Origin of the sequence: Paracoccus aerodenitrificans, assembly GCF_027913215.1 — a bacterium.
In the GTDB taxonomy this organism is placed as follows: Bacteria; Pseudomonadota; Alphaproteobacteria; order Rhodobacterales; family Rhodobacteraceae; genus Paracoccus; species Paracoccus aerodenitrificans.
This window is the reverse complement of record NZ_CP115784.1, coordinates 2,657,249-2,675,403: the sequence shown is the minus strand read 5'-3', so window position 1 is coordinate 2,675,403 and position 18,155 is coordinate 2,657,249. Positions and strand designations below refer to the sequence as shown.

12 protein-coding genes, 4 pseudogenes and 1 other annotated feature are annotated in these 18,155 nt (G+C 57.9%); of the genes and pseudogenes, 1 reads left to right on the top strand and 15 read right to left on the bottom strand.

The window, feature by feature from the left end; all coding sequences use genetic code 11:
• The 3 genes from PAE61_RS14475 to PAE61_RS14465 all read right to left on the bottom strand — a co-directional run bounded on the left by PAE61_RS14475 (position 1) and on the right by PAE61_RS14465 (position 3,605).
• On the bottom strand, positions 1 to 891 hold the full coding sequence (locus PAE61_RS14475) for an ABC transporter permease (RefSeq protein ID WP_271113079.1): 891 nt from the start codon (positions 889 to 891) through the stop codon (positions 1 to 3).
• Positions 888 to 1,853, bottom strand: coding sequence for an ABC transporter permease (locus PAE61_RS14470; protein WP_271113078.1), 966 nt, complete (start codon positions 1,851 to 1,853; stop codon positions 888 to 890). The genes PAE61_RS14475 and PAE61_RS14470 overlap by 4 nt, the downstream gene beginning before the upstream one ends.
• Positions 1,854 to 1,982: 129 nt before the next feature.
• Positions 1,983 to 3,605: an ABC transporter substrate-binding protein gene (locus tag PAE61_RS14465; protein WP_271113077.1), complete on the bottom strand. Its 1,623-nt coding sequence runs from the start codon at positions 3,603 to 3,605 to the stop codon at positions 1,983 to 1,985.
• A gap of 232 nt (positions 3,606 to 3,837) precedes the next feature.
• Between PAE61_RS14465 and PAE61_RS14460 the strand changes: the two genes are divergently transcribed.
• Entirely contained in the window at positions 3,838 to 4,524 is a 687-nt protein-coding gene (locus PAE61_RS14460; protein ID WP_271113076.1) for a GntR family transcriptional regulator, read from the top strand.
• Between the two features lie 95 nt (positions 4,525 to 4,619).
• Here PAE61_RS14460 and PAE61_RS14455 read toward each other — a convergent pair.
• The 12 genes and pseudogenes from PAE61_RS14455 to PAE61_RS14400 form a co-directional block, all read right to left on the bottom strand.
• Positions 4,620 to 4,760, bottom strand: a pseudogene (locus tag PAE61_RS14455) (IS110 family RNA-guided transposase); the annotation flags it as partial.
• Between the two features lie 66 nt (positions 4,761 to 4,826).
• Positions 4,827 to 6,212 (bottom strand): IS1182 family transposase, encoded by a 1,386-nt coding sequence (locus PAE61_RS14450; RefSeq protein ID WP_271113075.1) that lies wholly within the window; start codon positions 6,210 to 6,212, stop codon positions 4,827 to 4,829.
• Between the two features lie 78 nt (positions 6,213 to 6,290).
• A pseudogene (locus PAE61_RS14445) lies at positions 6,291 to 6,485 on the bottom strand (IS110 family RNA-guided transposase); the annotation flags it as partial.
• A gap of 138 nt (positions 6,486 to 6,623) precedes the next feature.
• Positions 6,624 to 7,879: pseudogene (locus tag PAE61_RS14440) on the bottom strand (IS3 family transposase).
• Positions 7,475 to 7,591: a sequence feature (AL1L pseudoknot), on the bottom strand. (Overlaps the previous pseudogene by 117 nt.)
• A gap of 20 nt (positions 7,880 to 7,899) precedes the next feature.
• Positions 7,900 to 8,073, bottom strand: coding sequence for a transposase (locus tag PAE61_RS14435; RefSeq protein WP_434803080.1), 174 nt, complete (start codon positions 8,071 to 8,073; stop codon positions 7,900 to 7,902).
• 226 nt (positions 8,074 to 8,299) lie between these two features.
• A pseudogene (locus PAE61_RS14430) lies at positions 8,300 to 9,857 on the bottom strand (ISL3 family transposase).
• A 511-nt stretch (positions 9,858 to 10,368) separates the two neighbouring features.
• On the bottom strand, positions 10,369 to 11,244 hold the full coding sequence (locus PAE61_RS14425) for a glycosyltransferase family protein (protein WP_271113073.1): 876 nt from the start codon (positions 11,242 to 11,244) through the stop codon (positions 10,369 to 10,371).
• Positions 11,245 to 11,294: 50 nt separating this feature from the next.
• Positions 11,295 to 13,079, bottom strand: coding sequence for a GSCFA domain-containing protein (locus PAE61_RS14420; protein WP_271113072.1), 1,785 nt, complete (start codon positions 13,077 to 13,079; stop codon positions 11,295 to 11,297).
• Positions 13,046 to 13,828: a hypothetical protein gene (locus tag PAE61_RS14415; protein WP_271113071.1), complete on the bottom strand. Its 783-nt coding sequence runs from the start codon at positions 13,826 to 13,828 to the stop codon at positions 13,046 to 13,048. The genes PAE61_RS14420 and PAE61_RS14415 overlap by 34 nt, the downstream gene beginning before the upstream one ends.
• Positions 13,825 to 14,829, bottom strand: coding sequence for a GSCFA domain-containing protein (locus PAE61_RS14410; protein ID WP_271113070.1), 1,005 nt, complete (start codon positions 14,827 to 14,829; stop codon positions 13,825 to 13,827). Before PAE61_RS14410 ends, PAE61_RS14415 begins: the two co-directional genes overlap by 4 nt.
• A 156-nt stretch (positions 14,830 to 14,985) precedes the next feature.
• Complete coding sequence (locus tag PAE61_RS14405) at positions 14,986 to 15,720, bottom strand: sulfotransferase family protein (protein ID WP_271113069.1); 735 nt, start codon at positions 15,718 to 15,720, stop codon at positions 14,986 to 14,988.
• A gap of 43 nt (positions 15,721 to 15,763) precedes the next feature.
• On the bottom strand, positions 15,764 to 18,043 hold the full coding sequence (locus tag PAE61_RS14400) for a glycosyltransferase family 2 protein (protein ID WP_271113068.1): 2,280 nt from the start codon (positions 18,041 to 18,043) through the stop codon (positions 15,764 to 15,766).
• Between the last annotated feature and the right edge of the window lie 112 nt (positions 18,044 to 18,155).

The following is an 18,155-nucleotide window of genomic DNA, read 5'->3' as shown; positions in this document are numbered from 1 at the left end:
TCACCTCCTGCGCAATCTGGGATTATTGAGTTCCTCATAGCCGCGACCGACGAGGTAGAGGGCTGAAATCAGTACGACAAGCGCCACCGCTGGCGGGGTGACCCACCACCAGGCTTGGCGCAGATAGCCGCTGGCGAAAGCGGTATTCAGCATCTGGCCCCAGCTGACCACCGAGGGATCACCCAAGCCCAGAAAAGCTAGACTGGCTTCAGTCAGAATTGCGAAGGCTACCGACATGGTGATCCACAGAAACACAACCCGCAGTACGTTGGGCAGGATGTGCACAAATATCACATGCGCATGCGACGCCCCCGCCGCGCGCGCCCATTTGACGAATATGCGCTCGCGCTCGGTCAGTACCGTGGCACGGATGATCCGTGCGCCGTTGCGCCAGAACAGGAGCGTGATTACAAGAATCGTGTTCTCGACCGAGGGACCCAGCAGACCCACTGCTACGATGGCAAAGGGCAGAGTGGGAATTGACAACGCCACATCAGTTAAACGCATCAGAATATCGTCGATCAGCCCGCCGAAATAGCCTGCCAATACGCCGAACAGCGTTGACACGAGGCCCACCGCGAGCGCCGCTACGACGCCGACCTGAAATGCCACGCGGAAGCCGTAGATAAGTTGCGATAGCACGTCATTACCGAAGGCAGTGGTGCCCAACCAGTGTTGCGTCGAAGGCGGTTCGAGCCGACGTAAACGCCCGATCTCGGTCAATTGCGCCTCGAAGGGCGGATAGGGCGAGAGCCAGGGTGCCAGGATGGCCACTGCAACGAAGATCATAAAAATAATGAGCCCCGTGATAGCGAAGCTGTCGCCGGCCATTCGCTTTAGGGAAGTAATGAGCGGAGCAAAGGCACCGGATCTGGGCGTGGAGGTCGTCATTTGTAAGCTACCCGCGGATCGAGTTTGGTATAAGTCAAGTCGGCGGCGAGATTCGCGAGCACCACCATTACCGCCATCAAGAAGAAGGCGGCCTGGGCCAACGGGTAGTCTTGACGGGTCACGGCCAGCACCAGCTCTCGCCCAACCCCGGGCCAAGAAAAAACAATCTCAATCACCACGATACCCGCGATGGTCTCGGCTAAGGCGGGAAAGAGCCAGGTAATCAGAGGTAAAAGCGAATTGCGCCCAGCATGCCAGGCAACACGGTGTTCCGGCACACCCTTCGCGCGTACGAGTTCGATGTAATCCTCGGTTCGAGCCTCTATGACGCCCGAGCGCATAAGCAGAACGTTTTCGGGCAGGAAATACAGAATGACCGCGAACAGCGGCAGCACCAAGTGATGGACGAAAGTCCAATTAAGATAGCGCTGGAAGCCTTCCACACCGCCGGTGTCGCCCATGCCGAAGCCCGGAAACCATCCAAGCGCACTCGAGAACAGCGCGAGTAGGGAGATACCGATCACAAAGCTGGGTGTACCGCGGATCACGGTAGCAAAGAGGATACCGCCGCGCTCAATCCGGCCGCCGCGCTTCGACCAGCCCACCAGCAGGCCGAGTCCCGAACCGAGAAGGGCGCTGAGAGCGAGGCCTGGGACGGCGATCCATAGCGAGTTGATGATGAGCGGCCAGAGCACCTCCCACACAGGCTTGCGGTAGAAGAAGGAGGCCCCGAAATCGCCCTGCAAAACGTTGCCCATGTAGCGGACATATTGCTCCCACAGACTACCAGTCAGGCCCCATTTCTCCAACAGTTCCAGGCGCGCAACCTCGGTCATGCCGCGATCAACCATCATCGCGGTGGGGTCGGATGGCATCACACGGAACATGAAAAACATGATGGTGACAACCGCGATCACGACAACCACCGACTGGGCGAAGCGTCGCAGGACATAGGCTCGCATGGGAATCTCTTTCGGTTGGCAAGGATGGCGCTGCTGTGCTTTTCGCCTGCAGTGGGCCGGCACGCCCGCCAGGTGCGTCTTCCCGACCTTCGCATCGGGATCAGCACATACGAGCCACCTGTTCGGAGGTCATTCGGCGGGGAACAGCAGGCGACCGTTGTCGTCCCAGCTATACCCTGCGTCCTCAAGAATGGCGCGTGCGGCGTCGATATCGAAGGTCACGGGCGCCAGATCGTCGTTGTACCAAGCGCTTAACAACTCGGGCAGCGGGCCTGCGCTGGCTGCGATCGAGAAGCCTTGGTAGGCCTCGATCAGGACGCGCTGGCTGTTGGTGGCTTGGCGCAGTGCGCGGCGGAAGGCCGGGTCACTGAAAGGTGCGGCGTCATGGTTCATCCACACCAGCTGCGAACCGTGGGTCGGGATCTCGGCGAATTCTAGATGGTCCTCGGACATGGCGAGGTCGCTCATCGCCGAAACCGGCAGCACCAAGGTGGCAATGTCGGCTGTCCCATCAGTCAGCGCTGCGCGGATCGCATCAGGCTGTCCAAGGGCCAAACGACGGATACCGTCATAATCTGGCGCTGCCCAGTGCGCGGTGTGGGTATCGAGTTCATGCACCTCGTTTACGCGCCAACTGCGGAAGCTGAACGGTCCCGAGCCTATGGCGACCCCGTCGGCGACTACATCGCGGTCGACCATGTCACCCTCATAATCCGCCCAATGGTGTTCAGGCAGGATGAACAAGAAGGTTAGAGCGGTCGGCACGAACGAAGCGTCGGGATTGGTGAGATGTATATCGAACGTCAGCTCGTCGACCATCTCGGCCCTTTCGATGCTACCGATTCGGGCGACCATTGCAGGGGGCTGGATCTCAACCGCGGTATTGAGGGTGAAGACCGCGTCATCGGCCGTAACTGGTTCGCCGTCGTGGAAGGTCATGCCCTCGCGAAGCGTGACGCGCAGCGTGCTCGCGTCAGTAAACTCCCAGCTTTCCGCGGCCCAAGGCACGATATTGCCTTCGACATCAGTCTTGGCGAAGGTGTCGTAGACAAAGCGCAACCAGCCGACCGCACCTTCCTCGGCCAGAGGGTTGTAGCTGGATACATCCTCAAGATGCGCCCAGTCCAAGATTCGGTCATCCGTCAGCGGCACGGCTTTTAGCCAGGGATTTGTTGGGCCTTCATGCGGAGCGAGCGGCGCGGGATTTGTCACGTTATCCCAGCGTTCAGAGTTCCAGACCATGCCCGAGAGGATATGCGTGACGGGCCACCAGGCGGCGGCGTCGTAGTGCATCTGCTGGAGGCGTAGCACTGTCTCGCGGCGTTCGGCCGGATCGGTCTGGGTGCGCTGCAACTCGGCCAGTTCGGAATATTCCTCGTCGCAGAATTTGGTTGCGTTGCGACGCTGGCCGCAGGCAGAGCTATCGAACAGCCAGTACGTCGGATCCAAGCGGTCCGGATCAGGTCCAACGGTTGGGACAGCCATGCCGTTCAGCTGTCCACCGACGTTGATGGTAGAGACGAAGGTGCCGAACTGAATCGGCTGCAGATCGAACTGAAGGCCCAGCCGCGCCCAGTCATCGGCTAGGATGCGGGCGCTCTGCTCATGCTCAATGCCCATATCGCCGGCGTAGTAGTTAAGGCTGATCGGCGGAATGGGTGTACCCGGCTCCTGCGCGTTGGCCGTGGTGGCGAGCGCCGCGCCGCCCGCCATTAATGCAGCCCTAACCCAGCGAATGGTTTGAAATGGCATAATTTTCTCCATTTTTCGGTCCGAATCGTATGTTCCGTACCGTCGCGACCGCCCCTCCCGGGCGGCGCCTCCCACTTTATGGAGTAGAGTGATTCTTATATCTGTGTCAAATCTTTCTCGATCTAATATATTTTTCTATATAAAATCGTGAGAAGCTCGGTAGCTTGATAGGATAAGTCTGGGCGGTCAAGGAAAATGCGCCCCCTGAAGGGTGGGAAGGGAGAAATGGCAGATGGATACGCAGGACGTTGGCGTCGAAGCCGCCACACTTACCGAGCGTGCGATGCAACTGTTGACGCGTGATATCCTTTCCTTGACCCTGAAACCAGGGGCTAAGCTGGTCGTGAACGACCTTGCTGAGACCTATCAAATTGGCGCCACGCCGATCCGTGAGGCGCTTTCACGACTGACTGCGCGCGACCTGGTCACAGCGTCGGGTCGCCGCGGGTTTAACGTGCAAAGTATGAGTTTTGCCGACCTTCAAGACATCACCCGCGCACGCCTGCTGATCGAGAGCGAAGCTCTGTGCATTTCGATGCGGGAGGGTGATTACGATTGGGAAGCGCAGATCGTTGCGGCAATGCACCGGCTGAAGACCTATGTGCGCCGTGCCGGCCCCGATTTCACCCGTGAAAGCGATCTGTTCGAGAACCTGCATCGTGACTTTCACGCGGCCTTGATCGGTGGCTGCGGCTCCCCTCGTCTAATAAGTATGGCGGCCGATCTCTATGCTCAGGCCTACCGATATCGCCGTAGTTCGCATGCGGCCTGTCCAAGCAAAGATGAACTTATTGATGCTCACGAGCGTTTGGCGAACGTCATCTTGGCCCGTGACACTAATGCGGCCTTAAAGCGACTAAAAGATCACCTTAATCTCACTGTAACCGGTGCGTTTCCTAACGAGACGAAAGGTCACTGATCGGCATTGTCTCCAATATTATCCGCAAAGGACAATTCTAGCCTGGATCATGCCTGTCTGCCCTATTCGCGACACTGGCAACATTAAGAGGAGGCTGTCTTCGGGGTCACAAAGCGCATTTTGGGCTGGCGCACCGCGATCACGATCGCTTCGGCATCGACCATTTCATTTTTCGGACGCTTGACGAAGGGACGTACTTATTGCGGCGCGATCAATTTCACCTCGTGGCCGATTCTGTGGAAAAACGCGTTGCCATCGGGGGCCTTTTGGACCGTTTCCTTCGGGTGCAAGCCTTTCTGGTGTCAGGCTTTTCGCGGATGCTGCGGTGCAGGAAAGATCTTGGCGAGTTTGCGGAGGTTCTGGGCGGTGGCGGCAAGGAGGAATTCGTCGTTCGCGCCGCAAGGTCCCCTTAGCCGCAGGCGCCCCAGCCCGAGGATGCGTTTCAGATGAGCAAACAGCATCTCGACCTTCTTGCGGAGCTTCATCGAGATTTCGTATTGGCGGGTCTTGGCGATGTCCCGGGCGATCTGGCGCGCATCTTCGTGTTCCTCGCGGGTGATTGATCTGGCATCGGCGTTCGGGCAGCACTTCTGTTTCGATGGGCAGGACTGGCAGGTCAGTTTCAGTGCGCGGTATTTGGCGGTTCCCTTGCCAGTCGGGCCGCGGTTCGGGTCCGAATAGTTGCGGCGGAACTGTTTGAGCCTGTGACCTTCCGGGCAGATGTATTGATCGTTCTCTGCATCCCATTCGAAGTCTGCCCGGGTCCAGGTGCCGTCATTGCGCCCGGACTTGTCGAAGACAGGGATATGCGGGGCAATGCCCCTGTCGACCAGCCAGCCCAACATCGGTCCGGTGCCGTAGGCGGTATCCGCGATCAGGCGTTCAGGATGCAGGTCGAACTTGTCTTTCACCCTCTTCAGCATGGTTTTGGTTGATCCGACCTCGGCCTGCCGGATGGATCGTGTCGCCTCGACATCGACAATCACGCCATGATCCGTGTCGATCAGGTAATTGTCGGAATAGCTGAAGAATGCCGGACCTTTGCGCGCCGCCGTCCATTGGCTGGCCGGGTCGGAATGTGAGGTGAATTTCGGATGGACCTCGCTGGCGGCGCCAAATGCGGCCTTGTCCAACGTGTCAAGGTATTCGCGCACGGCGCGGGGCGCATCCGAGGGGTCTATCAGCGTTGCATCCCAATCTTCCTTCGCTGTCGAGTTCTGCTTATTGGCATCCGCCTCGATCAGGCTGGCATCCACCGCCAGCCGCTGCCCGCTGACCAGCCCCTCCTCGATGCAGCGCGTGACGGTCATCTCGAACAGATGCCTCAGCAACTCGCTGTCGCGGAACCGCCCGTGCCGGTTCTTCGAAAACGTCGAATGATCCGGAACCCGGTCGCTGAGATCCAGGCGGCAGAACCAGCGATAGGCCAGATTCAGATGCACCTCTTCGCAAAGGCGCCGCTCCGAACGAATGCCGAAGCAATAGCCAACCAGCAGCATCCGGATCAGCAACTCGGGATCGACAGACGGCCGGCCGGTGTGGCTGTAGAAATCCGAAAGATGCGCACGGATGCTGCTGAGATCGACAAACCGATCAATGGACCGAAGAAGATGCTCCTGAGGAACATGATCCTCCAGTGAGAACTCGTAAAACAGCGCCGGCTGCGCCTCCTGCCGCGGTCCCATCATCGCCAATCCTCCCACCCATTGCAGGAATTGAATCAGCCAGATGCCCTTCAATCAAGCACGAGTTTTTCAACAAAATAAGCCGAGTACCGCCATCTCGCGCACCCAGTAGTTCGCGCCGCTGCAGGCCTCGAATACGACGAGGCATGCGGGCTGCTCGGACACGAAATTCCTGAATTGCGCTCGCGTCAGCTTCTTGCGGAATTTCACGTGCCCCGTCATCGAGGCGCCGTGGATCTGGAAAACACTCTTTGCCAGATCCACCCCGATCATCATTCATTCATCTTGCAGTCCTCATCGTTGTGTGGCGTTCAACATCACCACATATGGCACATTGCGATGCCGTGAGGGAGAGGGCGGAAACCATTCCATCTGAACCGCCGCGGTTTTACCGGAGAGTTCCTGGTTCAATGATTACGCTGCTTTTTCGTCAGCGTTCAAGCTTGCGTAGAAGGCCTCCTCTGCTTCATTCGGCGTGACGTAACCGATGGCGCTGTGCAGGCGCGTGTTGTTATACCAGTCGACCCATTTCAAGGTTTCCCATTCGACCTGAGCGACGGATTTCCAAGGGCCGAGGAACTTGATGACCTCGGTTTTGAAGAGGCCGATGATGCTTTCCGCCAAGGCGTTGTCGTATGAATCGCCGACGCTGCCGACCGAGGTGTCGATGCCTGCCTCAGCCAAGCGTTCGGTGTATCGGATCGACAGATATTGGCTGCCGCGGTCGCTGTGATGGATCAGCTTGTCGGCCTCGGACGGTGCCCTCTGGCAGATGGCCTGGTTCAGGGCATCTAGGACGAAGCCGGTGGTCATCGAGGTCGAGACGCGCCAGCCGACGATCTTGCGGGCGAAGACGTCGATGACGAAAGCTACGTAAACCATGCCCTGCCAGCTTGAGACATAGGTGAACCGAAGGTCCGCGCAGCGAAATCGCTGACCCAGAGTTGGTTTGGCATATCGGCGACGAAGGCCCGGTTCACCTTGTCGTCCGGGCAAGGCTGCGCCGTGCCAGGGTTGGTTGTGATGACCCGTCTGCCGCGGACAATGCCTTGTAATCCTATAGCCTTCATCAGCCGCTCCACCGTGCAGCGGGCGATGTCGCGTCCTTCGCGGCGTAGTTGATGCCAGACCTTTCACGCGCCGTATCGTCCCCGGCTGCCATCGAAGGCCCGCTTGATGGCGTCCATGTCGAGGCGATCCTGCCTGGCCCGATCCGATGCCAGGTCCGGATCACGCTCGACGGCCTTGAAGGCATGATACGTCGATGGTGCGATCCCCAGAGCCCGGCAGATCGGCCCAACACCATGAACACAACGGTGATCGTCGATGAACGCGATCATTTGCGGAACGGGCGGTCGAGCTCCGCCGCAGCGAAATAAGCAGATGCTTTCTTCAGGATCTCGTTGGCGGTGCGAAGTTCACGGTTCTCCCGCTCCAATTCCTTGATACGATCCTTCTCGGCGCTGGTCAGACCGCCGCGCTGTCCGGCGTCACGTTCAGCCTGCTGACACCCGACGCGAAGGCTGTCAGGTGAGCAGCCAAGCTTCGGCGCAATTCGCCTTGTAAGCGACCGTGTCGCTGGCGTAACCGGCACGGTCCTCTCGAAATAGCCGAACGCCGCGTTCGCGAAGTTCGACCGGATAGGCGGGGGTGAATCTCTGCTTTGTCATGGGCTCATCCTTTGAGTGTTTTACTCTCCGGTAAACCCGGGGCGGTTCAATCGCCCTTCATAGACCTTCTTCCAGCGATAAAACGTCGCTTCCGCGATCCCCATCTTGCGGCAGATCTCGCCGACCGTCGTTCCGGCCTCTGCTTGCCTCAACGCAAAAGCAATCTGCTCGTCGCTGAATCTTTTCTTCGGCATCGGTACACTCCTCTGGTGCCAGAAATGTACCCAAAATTTCGCAATCAACTCGGACAAGTTTCAGGGGGCAGGACCAAAAACCCGAAAGGTCGCATGAAGGCCGGACCAGAAACGGGGTGAGTTCCAAGATCGGTCAATTCAATATATCCGGCTGGTCCGCTCAAGGGGCGAACTCCAGATAGGGGTCAGTTTTGGGCTCTGACTCAAAGTTGATGCACCTTTTCGACTATGATGGCGCGACAAGCCGAGCTTTGAGCAGGTCGATATTCGCGCGACCATACATCTGGCGTTTCAGCGTCTTCAGGCGATTGATCTGGCCCTCGGTCTGCCCGTTCGACCAAGGTTCCCGCAGCGCGGCGGCAACTGCTGCCTGATCGCAACGAAGGCCACGGGCGAAGGATGAGAGCATGCTGTCCTCCGGCTTCGTCGAGCCAGGCGGCCAGGGCATTCTCACGGGCGTTTCGCACCATGTCAGTGAACCGGTCGGTCAGTTCCCGGGCGGTTGCCAGAGCTGGTCGCGCCGCTTCGATCCGCGCGACCTGGATTGCATCGGCACGAGTCAGATGATCTCGTCCCATGGTCAGGAGCCGCGCAATCCTTCGGGCAGGTGGCGACTTTCCTGTTCCGGACGGCAACGCTTGTTCGGCGCGTCGCTGGCGTGTTGCCCACTCGCCGACGACCCGGAGACTGCCTTGAAATCCATCAGCCCGTAACCGGCGCCAGAGTTCTGCGCCATTACGGCATCCGCCGCTCCACTCCCGTTCCAGCCGAGGCAACCAAGCGGTCAAGCTGCTCTCGCGGATGCGGAAAACATCTTCTCGCTCACCGCGGGTGATCTGGCGGACCAAACCGCGGCTCAGCCCGGTAAGGCGCACGATCCGTTTGATGGGAACACCCTCGTCTGCCATTCGGCGGACCATGTGGTTGGTCTGCTGGCGCCTTTGAAAACCCTCGAATTGCAGCCTTTCCGCTGCCGTCAAAAGCCTCGGATCGAGGGTCTCTACCCCGATAGCCTTGCGAATGGCTGGCATGTTCCGCTGCACGGCGGTCAGGAAGGCGGCACTTGCATTCTCTAACAGATGCCAACGATCCGCGACTTGAACCGCGTCCGGCAGGGCGCGCGCGGTGGCACCGCCGTAGCCACCATTGCGATCACGGGCAACAATCTCGATCCCGGGACGCGCGCGGAGCCACGCTTCCACAGTGGCGGGCTCCCGGTCGGGCAGCAGATCGATGACCTTCCGCCATTCGAGATCGCAGATCAGCGTGCCGTAGCGCTGTCCCTTCCGCCATGCCCAGTCGTCGATACCCACCACGCGGGGGTCCGCGACAGCCCCCTCGGTCTTCGCCCGAACGCTGCGCAGGAACGTGTCTTTGCTCACCGGTAGCAAAAAGCCGTCCGGCAAGCGCCTGCGCGGGGGCCCACCGAGAGCAATGCCGATGTGACGCACCAGTTCCTGCAAGCGTGACGTCCGGCGCGCATGTGGCCGCGTGACATAAGGCGGGAACCGTTCTGAAAAAATCTTCGTTGGGCAACCTACGGCGCGGCAACAAAATCGACGAACCAGCAGCACCAGTTCAACTTCTCGGCCATGGGCGGGGAGATCGGCTGGCCGACGCCAATACTTGTTGTGGAATTGACGAGAGACCGCGCCGCAGCGGGGACATGCTGCCGAGGCATCCAGGGAACGGGCGTGGACCCGGATCCTGTTGCCATCAAGCTCAACCTGGTCGGCCTTCAACCCCGCCGGTAGAAAATCTCGCCGCGAAAACCATGAACCCATCGGCAACCTCCTTCAAGTTCGCCGAGATATAGCATTATGGCAACTCAACTGCACCAAATGCGCGACAGAGCCAGTTTTGCATGCCGTTCCACACACCCAGCAGAGCCGCAGCCAGTTCGGGCATCGTGATATCTCCGTCCTGACCGATGACTTCAGCGAAAAAGGCGCGATGCGGGTCGAGCTTTCCTTTGCCGACGGGGCGACCCTTAGGAGCCGCCCGTGCGCAACCCGTCTGCCGGATCGCCCGCGACCAACGTGAACCCGTCGCAGGGAAAAGCTGTAAACCCAGCGCCGCCGCCCGCCCACTGAACCCTCTTCAATCAGTTTCTGAAACCGCCCCCACAGCACATCTGGCAGGGGTGCTGACATGATCCATCCTTCCAAAAAGGATGAATCACAAATCCAGACAGCCGGAAACCCTCTTGATTCAGACTTCGGGAGGGATGCTTTAGAATGCCCAACACCAAGATCTGCCGCCACGGGCACTGACGGCCGACACGCACATACAGTCTCAAAGAATCCCAAAGAACCGCTCAGGCAGCTCGAACTGTTCCTTGTAGGTTGGATTGGAAAACTCCCAGAAACCGGTGTCGCCACGTGGCTGGAATGTGCGATGCATTTCGTTGCGATAGGGAGACATATCGAAGCCATCCACCAGTCTCAGCGTGTCGAAAGCCTGAAAAACCGCGCGATCTTCGCCGCGTCCTTCAGCAAACCAGTGACGACCGATTGAGGTTTGCTTGAACCCGACCCCAGTCTCCTTGGTCATCTGATTCCGGGCGTTCAAGGTGTCCACGTAATTGGCGAAGTCGCAGTATTTTAAGTGCAGCATGTACAGGTCATCGGGTGTATGCAACTTGTCATACCGACTGAAATGCCCGCCGCGAGAAATCCTGGTGATAGCGGATACGACACAGGGTTTGGAATAACGCGGCACCACCCGAACATGCCGCCGTGGACCCAATACCTTGTCCACGATGGGCTCTGGTTCAAGCTCCAGCCTGTGAATAACTTCTAGCCCCAGTGGAGTCAGCACGCGCTCTGTCGGGGCCTTGGAGAGGCGCTTCAACAGATCTATCCCGCTTGCAGGATCGACGACGACGAATTCGTCAACATCGCCAACGATGACATGGGAGTAATAGCTTCTCAGACCCATAGTGAGATTATTCAGAAGCCGCCACCGCTTCACCTCAAAGTTCTTATGGTGATCGCCCGGAATGCCGATCACGTTGCATCCGGCGGCCATTGAAGCGACTTCCTCGCCGCGACCGTGGTTGATGATGTAGCAGTTTTCGCGGCCGAACAAATTGCCATAGTAATCCAGCCAGATTCGCAGAAAAAACGGATCGTCGCGAACCATTGTCACTGCCGCCGCCGTATTCTGCATATCTGTGATCCTGTCCTGAAGTATCTATCGCATCCTGAGCAATTTTTTGTCTATCGCGTAACTGCCCAAGTCAAGCGCGTCGATACGGGCTCTATGACCTCGAAGCCATCTTTTTTCAATCGCCGCTTGCATTTGCGTAGCCCTTCAATGCCGGTGATTTTAGGGTGCCAGCGGACGGCGAGGCCACGCAAGCTTTTCAGGTCTGCCTGCATGAGAAAATCAACTTCATCCCCGCGCATATTCATCAGCAGAACGTCGGGTTTGAACTCGCTTACAATGTCGCTGAATTGTACTTCTCTGTGCCCGGGTGCCTCTGAGCGGTAATGTTCTGATGGTTTGCCGCCTGGCCGGGCACGGACTGTGTCAGGACGCAAATCGACTTGCTGACTTATGCCATTGATCGCGTAAAGTTCCTGAATATGGGGGATTAGGTCGCCATTATCCTCATAGGAGCGTATGGCTGCAGGCAGGTTTGTTTTGGCAAGGAATGCGCTGACAACACCGAGGCGTGCACCAATTTCCAGTACACGATCACCCTCCCGGACGACTGCTTCGGCACAGGCGACATCATCGGGTTTGGCATCCTCAAGACCAGAAATGCGATCGAGGAACTTTTTACGGGAACTGATCGGTGATGCAGGAATGGCAAGTCCAGCGATTGTTGCGACGACATTTGCACGTTCGGCTGGAACGCGTCCTGGCTCGGCTTCGTTCGCCGCAGCCGCCTGTTTTGATTTCTTTTTCGAAGCTCCCGGCTGTTTTTTCTTCGCGCGGGTTGCCGTCTCTTCCGGCACTGCATGTGCGCCTGGCATATGCGCGGTGACAAAGGTCCTCATTGCAAGCGCGACACCATCTGCCGTCACGCTGCGCAGATTGTCTTCAAAAAACTTTGCACCACCGCGACTTGAGGTGAGGATTTCGTAAGATGGGAAATAATCGACCTCAGGATAATCCTCTCGCATTTCGCCGGCGCAGGCCCGCAGCACCGATTTAGAGAGGATTGTTGCTGGCAGGACATGATCGCCGGTTGCGGTCGCCGTCAGAGGGACTGGTGAGACGGTTAGCAATACTCTCAGGCCGGGATTGATGGTCTTCAGTAAATCCAGCGTCTCACGCAGATCCGACATGATCTCGTGATGGCGGAAATTCTTGAAAACATGCAGCGCGGGATCATAACTGCCCGCGATCGTGCCGGGTGCAATGGCGTAGACCTGCCCTGTCGGCCGGTGCAACCACGCTTCGGTCAGGCCAAGGGTAAAGACGAAGACATCGGCTTCCGTAAAGGCCTCTTTCACACGTTGGAGGTGATGTTCGCGTGCGGCACGCAGGTCGTTGACCGACGCAAACCCCTCCGGCTCGATATTGGGGCGAAGCGTATCGAAATAGTGCCCGTCCCGTTCCCAGACCGGATCCGCTGGCGTGTAGCGCCCGAGTGCTTCAAGCAGTATCTGCTTAAGCTGGCGGGCAGTATAAATATTACCGTAGCGGGCGGTGTATAGCCCATATCCATAGGCCTGTGCCTGATCGCCGATATCGCGCGGATCCTCGGACACAGGTTCTTTGTCGAGGACGTTGAAACCATTATTGCGAAGTGTGCGTCCGACATGCTGTGCGAAGCATGACCCGGCAGTCACAATGCGGTCGCTTTTGGTCAGGTGATGACGGGGCTCATACAGGCCGGGTGGGGGATAGCTCGTTTCCGCAAAACCCGTGCGCCAAAAGGCCGATGCAGGAAGTCCGCGATAGGGAGAAGACTGGGTCACTTTGATCTCGCATTCTGGTCTGGGTTGGTTTGCCGCGTTCAGGGTCGCATTGCCCCAAGGTGATGTCGCCACATTTCTGCACCGAAGTCGCGGTTCATATGGGCAGCGTCCTTACCCCCACCGGAGCCCGAGATATCTTTATCGGCGTCACGGTTGAACTCCGGTCGGGTCATGATGTGTTCTTCTATCGTCGAGTCAGGCTGCGGAAGCAGGCAGACCCAGGGTGCAATCGCCGCAGCCAAAGAGTCGCGGAATAATGCTGCAAGCGCTGTTCCGTCGCCGCTTGCGACGGCGTTCAGCCAACCGAAGTCGTGATCTCCCGGGCAGGGGCTGGTGCGCGGCGACCAGAGGGGTTCGTGAAGAGCGAAGACCGGCTTGTTCGTGACACTCATCAGTTTTTGACCCATGTCCGACAAACGTGTGCCAAGATAGCCTTCGATCAGAAGGCTGCGGGCGAAGTCGGAACTGACCAGCGGCATATGTGGCTGTTTACCTACACCCGGCCAGCGACACCCGTTATAAAGTCGCAGGACGCGTTTGAAACTTGCACCGAGACCGACAAGCAAAAAGACATCGTAATCGTTAGGATCCAGTCGCTCCTGCCCCGAGAGCATCGTAAACTGTTTACGCACTTTCGGGGAGGTCGGCACCAGACAGCCATCACGCACTTCAACATGCCTCAGCATATCGCGCGGCGCACCGTAACAGGTGATGGAGTGTCCGTTTATCAACGGATCATTTTCCTCGACCAGCTTGTCCCACCCCAGCTTCATCGCGGCCAGATGAGAGTTACCGATCAGGCACAGGCGGGTCTTTGTCATCGCGAGAACGCCTCAAGCAACTCATCCTCGCAGACAGTAGAAGGTGCCGCACGATTCTTGCGTTTTTTGCGACGACGAGCGTTTTGGTCTTCATCAGAGGGTGGCGGATCTTCTTTATCGCTCGCGGTATCGATATCAGCGTCGTCATTGTCATCACTGGAGGCGCTTGATGCGGATTCCGCCTCGGTCGGAGGCGATGCCTGAGCGATCAGTATTTCGGCCAACGCAAAGCTATCCTCACTACCCCTCGCCAGAGCCAGATCCCATATTGGCAGATAGCCAACATTGGCAAATCGCCATGCCCACTCTTCGGCTAGAACGCGCAGGCAGGTCAGTTGGTGCTGCTCCTCGCGCGCCAATGTCTCTCCGGGCATTGGCGGAGCCAGAGCGACGGTGATTTTTACTCCGGGATTTGCGTCCTGCAATAGGCGCCAGATCTCTGCGAAATCATTTTCCAGTTCGTTGAAACCGGAAAAATATGGCTCAATCCGTGCACGGAGCTCACTGGGGAAAGTAGTGTCGGGAACAGATGTCCAGATCGCACCAGAGGCCTTGTCGCGTCCATGTGCTGCTCCGCCCAGAACAAGCAAAACCTCGTCAGCAATTCCGATGGCTTGGCGAACGGCGAGAAGGTGCTGCTCTTGCATCTCGGCCACCTCCTCAGCAGAGCTAAGCCCTTCCGGATCAACCCTGGGACGCAGCGGGTCTGAAAACCGTCCATCTGTGCGCTGCCAAGCAGCCACCGGCGTTTCAGTCAGGGCTGCCGAGAAAAGTTGACGCAAGCCCGCAAGATTCGCGATTTCGCCCGTACGAGCGGAAAAACCCCTGTAGCCATAGCGCAGGCACAGCGCCTCGGATGCGAGAGAAGGAGCTGGTTCGGCATTGATGAAGCCCGGCAGTTTTTCGGCCAGACGCAGAGATATTCCGGTGCCGAAAAGGGCGATCTTGTGATGCCCTGCCGCGCTGTCTGAGCCGGTGACTGCTGGAGTTTCGTGGGCCATTAAGTCGCTCTCCTTTTGCTATAGGTTCTTAACACGTGTTCTGTGAAAATAAAGCGCACATGCAACTGCTTCGCGCCACCCGAGCGCAAAGCGGCCTCTGTAGGGGCATCCCGCCAGTGATGAAGCAAACCACCGGGATATACCGCCGCAGAGATCCTAATCGATCGTGTCGGTCTCGTGGAGAAAGTTTGCGGAATTTGTGATGAAATCAGCCGCTAAAAAATTGACAAGTTCCTGAGGGTTGCTCTTGTTGATGTCGAACACCAATAACCTACCAGGCTTGTCCGCAAAGTAATCCACTACGCTCCTGTGGTGCCGGTCCCAGTCCTCCGACCATTGCTGAATCACTTCGTTCTCATTTCTCAAACGAAGCGCACGACTGTAGCGTCGGGCATAAGCCCCATCTCCATGCGCCAGACGCGCACGGATCCATTCTTCTTTGTTGCGTGTATTAAGGATGAAATAGGATGAGGGGTAATATTGGTAAAACTCACGGAAATAACGATTGCCTTCAATAACCGAATTTCGTGTCAGATAGTGGATATCGGCAAAAGCGGTAAAACGTGTGAACTCGCCCGCCAAGGGCTTGAGTCCTGCCTCGATATTTGCCTTGATCCTTGTCGCCAGCATGCCGCGATTGAACCGTGTCGCAGAGATCCCGGACCGCTGCAGGAACCGGTAAATGTTGCTCGTCCCACATTTGTTAAAACCAAGCTGGAAGATCCGCGTTGTTCGAGCTCGCAGGGTCGACATATCGGCTGCCGGAACGGCACGTGAAAGCTTGTCCGGGGGAATTTCGGACAGCTCGGAGCTGACGGCGTTCGCGTTGAGCGCCCCGCCGACTTCGATCGTTGGCGAATGAACGAGGATCGACATCAACTGCTCCGCCATATCAGACGTTCCGCTGAAGCCCTGACCGAAATATTAGGCAATTTCAGCTCTCCATGCCCGCCGCAGTCGCATAGGCAACACGCTCGGGGTCTGTAAGGTCAGCCTGTGTGGTCTGGTTCCATAGTTCGTCGAACGCCTCGCTATTGCGCAGCTCAGTGGCCCGGGCGCGGTGCCATGCCAGCGTCTGTTCCTGCAGCCGTGCGAGCTCCGGGTCGGCCAACAATATGCGCTTGACTGCTTCCATGCGCGGAATCTGACGCAGGATGGTCCGGTCCTCATTCTGGTTCCAGTCATGGCGGACCCAGTAATTAAGCCCGATCGAACGATCGACATGCAGGGCCCGGCCCCGCTGCCTTTTGATGAGAAAGCTTTCTCGCGAGCGCAACGCATAATGGTTCAACTGCACGGCATCGAAGCCGACGCTGCTGATCGAATTGCGCCACCCTTTATCGCGGAACTTCCTTGTGGTGTCCGTGAGTGAACCGTTCAGCCATTTTACCGGGGTTGTCTGGTCCCATTTGTTGGGGCGATGGCACGACAATTTACCGTATGCACCGTTATTCCGAGTCATCGACTTGAAGCCCCAGATCGTGTGCGGTTTGGGGCAATAGGCCGGCGAGCAGCCCGTAAAGCGGCTGATCACCGAGCCATCGCCTATATCGTCGACGCCGCCATTGCCGAACAGTCTCCATGTCATGGCCAGGTTGGTCGCATCCGGGCCCATTGCTGAAATAAGTTCGGCCATTGTGCCCTGTCCGATACGGATATTAATGTACTCATCAACATCGATATGGATCAACCAGTCCGCCTGTTTCACAACATCCATACGCATCGCCTTGTTAAGCGCGTTCTGTTGGGGTGATTTGCCTTTCCAGTCCTCGTTATCTTCACGCGTGACATATCCAAGCTCGGCCAGACGATCGAGAATTTCGTTTGTGCCGTCGCTGCAATCATTGGTGAAAATCAAGAAGTGATCGATGCCGATTGCACGGTGATAGGCAACCCATTCAATGATGTAAGGCCCCTCATTCTTCATGCAGGCAATAATCAGGGAATTGGTCAGCTCGCCCGGCTCGTCCGGGAAGGGCGGCATCTCCGCGGCTTCATCCAGTTTAACAACCCGGTTATGAGGCCAGAAGGCCGTACCTGCAAAACCCGACAACGCGTCGCGAGCGGGCTGATCAAGAAGTATTTCAGCGGCTGGAGATAGCGGCTCCGGTTTTGACTGCCCGTTTTCAGCCATCGCTGCGGTTCCGGATTGAGCAAGTGAACGGCCCTCCAGCCGCTCGCTGTGCCATGTTGCCAACGCTGGCGGCAGATCCTCCAGCAGCGGACGCGGGTCGAAATCACTCATGGGCCGGATCACAGGAACAGGGCCGCCGCCATCCAGCGGGCGCAGATGTGCCGTCAGCGGTGCCAACTCGACCGGCTGTAGCGGCCCAAGGTCATCATAGCATCGCTCCAAGATTTCAGATCGCAGTGCCCCGGGTATCGGTCCAACTTCGTTTTCAAGCCCAGAGAGCGCAGCATTCACCGTCAGCATCCGGCACAAAACCGGAACAGATGGACGCCTTACCTCTGGCACTTCGATCGGCAAAGACACAGGCAGCTCCAGATCGGCAGCAATTTCTGCCAAAGTTGTGGAAGATACAGGCCCGAATGGCAGCTCGCGCATGGTCAGCGTATCGGCGCCGAAAACCTGAGCCCATAATTCGGCGGTACCACGGCTGTCGACCACGGGCATCGGTGCCAGAAGGCGGGCGTCCTGCGGCGAGCGAGCGGGGTCTTGCAGGTTTTCACGCAGCGAAGTGGCTGCCTCCCACCAGTCCTTCTTGTCCCGCGCAATCTGCCCTTCACTCTCCAGCCCGGTTGATCGCCCTGCTGCCACCTGCGTCAGATAAAGATCCGTCAATGCGGTTGACGGGTGAGCTGCGTGAAGCACAGGTCGGAGATCGTCTGAATAGTTCGATAGCAGACCTGCTAATCCCGACAGCAGCAGCGGAGAGTCCAGCCATATCGCCGCCTCGGGCAGGCTGAGGATCATCACCCGTGGACGATGCCGGGAAACCGCCTGAGACAGGCCTCCCCGGACCCGAGCGAGCAGAAACTGATGATCAACCGGATCCGCCAGACCATTTAAGGCGGCCAGCGGATGCAATTCGGACAAGGGCAGCGCGGCGCGGGTAATGCTGTCGCCGTTCTTAACAACCTCACTGGGAAAGAGCACGCCCTCTGCCAGAAGCGGGTTGCTGGCAGCATGCAAGGCGTTCTGCACAGCCTGAACGACACCATGCGCTGTTCCACTGTGAATAATGATCCGCATCGTCTGACCTAGCTGCCAAAGTGACGCGAAGCGTCCGGTAAACTCTTCTGCTTTTGCTAAAGCAATTATGCAGACGCAATATCGTAGCGGACCCTTATATGTCAAACTCGGT

Bases quoted from the DNA above. Each gene is read 5' to 3' on its own strand.
- PAE61_RS14410 (WP_271113070.1), bottom strand. From the start codon at position 14,829: ATGGCCCACGAAACTCCAGCAGTCACCGGCTCAGACAGCGCGGCAGGG.
- PAE61_RS14470 (WP_271113078.1), bottom strand. From the start codon at position 1,853: ATGCGAGCCTATGTCCTGCGACGCTTCGCCCAGTCGGTGGTTGTCGTG.
- PAE61_RS14460 (WP_271113076.1), top strand. From the start codon at position 3,838: ATGGATACGCAGGACGTTGGCGTCGAAGCCGCCACACTTACCGAGCGT.
- PAE61_RS14400 (WP_271113068.1), bottom strand. From the start codon at position 18,043: ATGCGGATCATTATTCACAGTGGAACAGCGCATGGTGTCGTTCAGGCT.
- PAE61_RS14405 (WP_271113069.1), bottom strand. From the start codon at position 15,720: ATGGCGGAGCAGTTGATGTCGATCCTCGTTCATTCGCCAACGATCGAA.
- PAE61_RS14425 (WP_271113073.1), bottom strand. From the start codon at position 11,244: ATGCAGAATACGGCGGCGGCAGTGACAATGGTTCGCGACGATCCGTTT.
- PAE61_RS14415 (WP_271113071.1), bottom strand. From the start codon at position 13,828: ATGACAAAGACCCGCCTGTGCCTGATCGGTAACTCTCATCTGGCCGCG.
- PAE61_RS14435 (WP_434803080.1), bottom strand. From the start codon at position 8,073: ATGCCGAAGAAAAGATTCAGCGACGAGCAGATTGCTTTTGCGTTGAGG.
- PAE61_RS14465 (WP_271113077.1), bottom strand. From the start codon at position 3,605: ATGCCATTTCAAACCATTCGCTGGGTTAGGGCTGCATTAATGGCGGGC.
- PAE61_RS14450 (WP_271113075.1), bottom strand. From the start codon at position 6,212: ATGATGGGACCGCGGCAGGAGGCGCAGCCGGCGCTGTTTTACGAGTTC.
- PAE61_RS14475 (WP_271113079.1), bottom strand. From the start codon at position 891: ATGACGACCTCCACGCCCAGATCCGGTGCCTTTGCTCCGCTCATTACT.